This window comes from Exiguobacterium sp. SL-9, assembly GCF_004336985.1.
GTDB lineage: Bacteria > Bacillota > Bacilli > Exiguobacteriales > Exiguobacteriaceae > Exiguobacterium.
Map to the genome: position 1 here is coordinate 1 of NZ_SJUO01000012.1, position 2,537 is coordinate 2,537.

Genomic DNA, 2,537 nt, shown 5'->3' on the forward strand with positions numbered 1-2,537 from the left:
GCATTGTGAGCCATCGATTGCGGACGACTGAGCCACCTAGTGCGAAGAAAAGAGCCATCACTTGGATGGCTCGGACGTCAGCGTGTTGATATGCCATGGCGTTCCCTCATCGATATTTCACCGTCGATCATGATTTGATAAGAGTCATGGATGATCCGGTCGAGGATCGCCTCTGCGATGGTCTCGTTTCCTAATCGAAGATGCCATCCGCTCGGGTCGATCTGTGAACAATAGATGGTAGAGAAGGTCTTATGGCGCGACTCGGAAATCTCGAGGAGGATCGTCGCCTCGTCAGTCGTCAAGTCGGTCAATAGCCATTCATCGAGGATGAGTAGGTCGACTTTTGTATACTTTTTGAGGAGTCGACGGTAGCTTCCGTCGGCTGCGAGCTTCGCCAGTGTCAGTTCGTCCAATAATTCAGGCAGACGGATGTATCTCACCTTGAACGACTGTCGGCAGGCCGAGACCCCGAAGGCGGTCGCGAGATAGGTTTTTCCTGACCCTGTCGGTCCCTTCAAGATTAAGTTATGTCCGTCCAAGATGTAAGTGCCGCTCGCTAACTTGAGGATCTGCTCTTTATTCAATCGACGGTCGGCATGGTACTCGATGTCTTCGATGCAGGCGTTCGAGTTGATGAACGAGGCGGCCTGGATCAGCCGATGCAGCTCGCCGTTCTTTCGTCTGGAATGCTCGAAGTCAACGAGTAACGCTAGGCGTTCATCAAAGTCCATGCGTTGAAATTCCCGATTGGATGACTGTTCCTCGTAGGCCTCGGCCATTCCGTTCATCTTCATCTCGATTAGTTTGGTAATCGTCTGCTCATTCATCTTTATCGGCTCCCCCGTAATATGCCGCACCACGCATAAAGCCATAGTGAGTGTTGGCAGTTTCCATCTTGCGTTTCAACTCCTGCTCGGCGTCGCTCTTCTTGTTGTTCGCCAAGATGCTCTGGATGCCCTTGACCGTCGGTCTGTTGGTCATGGAGACGATCATCTTACAGGCGCGTTCGATCTCATACTTGGTATAACGTCGCTCCAGCTTTTTCAACGAGAAGATGGATTGGAGTCCCAAGCGTTCGGTCTGAGCAGTGTCAAGAAGGAAATCGATCACTTTCAAGGCGTTTGGACCGACCCCATCGGCCCAGTCTTTTGCGTTCTCCGGGGTCTGGTCGACGTAGAGCTTATGGTTGTCGGGCATGTGATCACGGTTCGTCGACAATTGTCCGAAGCGCCCGATCAGCCGTTTGTGAGAGGCAATCCGCATCTCGTTGAAATACACCTCGACCAATTGCTCGGTCAGACGCACCTCGACCTGACAGTTGATATATTCATAGGGCACCGAATAAAACATGCTCTCGATGGATATATGGTAGTCCGGCCGGACTTTCGCGGTTCGCCAACTCGATTGTTTGTACGAGTGCTTCGGCAGTGGCGATAACGCAAACTTCTCCTCCTCCTCGAATGCGGAGAGACGGCTGCCTGGCTTTCGGGTGAACGGACGACGGTTGAACTCTTCTAGTTTTTCATGAACCTCACGGTTCAACTCCTCTAGGCTGAAGCAGTGGGAGTTCCTCAAGGCGGCGATGATCCAAGTCGAGATGACACCTACGGAACCCTCGACACTCGGTTTGTCCTTTGGCGCGCTCACACGCGCAGGCATGACGACCGTCCCGTAATGTTCAGCCATCTCTCGGTATATCGGGTTGAGGATGAGTTCACGTGACGTGTTTCTCGTGACACCGGTCTTCAGGTTGTCAGGGATGAGAATCTGGGTGCTCCCACCGAAATAGCTGTAGGCATGGTTATGGCACGTGATCCATGCCGATAGGTCCATCGAGAGGCTCGCCTCGGCATAAGACAATTGGCTACAGGGCAATGTCGCCACGAATATGTATGCTTTTATCTTTTCTCCCGTGTCTCGGTCGATGATGAACGTGGTTGAACCCGCCCAGTCGACTTCCATCACCTCGCCTGGTTTGCGACGAATCCGAAGCGTGGCCTTGTGCTTGTTCGCATAGGCACTGTAATGTCGCACGAAACTCCGATAGGAGTAGGGGATTCTTTTGTTCGTACGGCACTCTATTTCGTACTCATGATGTAGGAGAGACAAAGTGACGTTCGGCTTCGCTAATTCCCTGTGTACATAGTCAAAGTCGATCGGGTGTCTCCCGGACGATTCAAACGCCCTCTCAGGGAACAAGAACTCTTCAATCCACTTATCGGTCATGTCATCATCGAACGGCCCTATCAAGCCTTTTTCTGTCGCCCGCTCGATCACCTCCGTCACTTTCTGACGCGAGTTTCCGGTGCTCGCTGCGATGCTTCTTAGGCTGAGTCCTTGCTCTTTAAGTTTTAGGATGGTCGAATAACGAAGCATAAAAAACCTCCCATGTAACGATGTCACACCATTGGGTGTGCACCTTAATCATAGGGAGGAAATGTGAAGGATGGCCGGGACTTTGGCATCGCCCGGTAAATTGTTTGTCACTCTTTGGTAAATAAGATTGCAAGACTGGTACATTTCAATGGCCGTAATCA

2 protein-coding genes are annotated in these 2,537 nt (G+C 51.7%); both read right to left on the minus strand.

Features of this window, described 5'->3' with window-relative positions:
• Positions 1–77: 77 nt before the first annotated feature.
• Entirely contained in the window at positions 78–827 is a 750-nt protein-coding gene (gene istB, locus EVJ34_RS15315; RefSeq protein WP_131486163.1) for an IS21-like element helper ATPase IstB, read from the minus strand.
• The gene (istA, locus tag EVJ34_RS15320) at positions 820–2,376 is read right to left on the minus strand and encodes an IS21 family transposase (RefSeq protein WP_131486164.1); all 1,557 of its coding nucleotides are present in this window, start codon (positions 2,374–2,376) and stop codon (positions 820–822) included. Before istA ends, istB begins: the two co-directional genes overlap by 8 nt.
• Positions 2,377–2,537: the final 161 nt, after the last annotated feature.

Bases quoted from the DNA above. Each gene is read 5' to 3' on its own strand.
- istB (WP_131486163.1), bottom strand. From the start codon at position 827: ATGAATGAGCAGACGATTACCAAACTAATCGAGATGAAGATGAACGGA.
- istA (WP_131486164.1), bottom strand. From the start codon at position 2,376: ATGCTTCGTTATTCGACCATCCTAAAACTTAAAGAGCAAGGACTCAGC.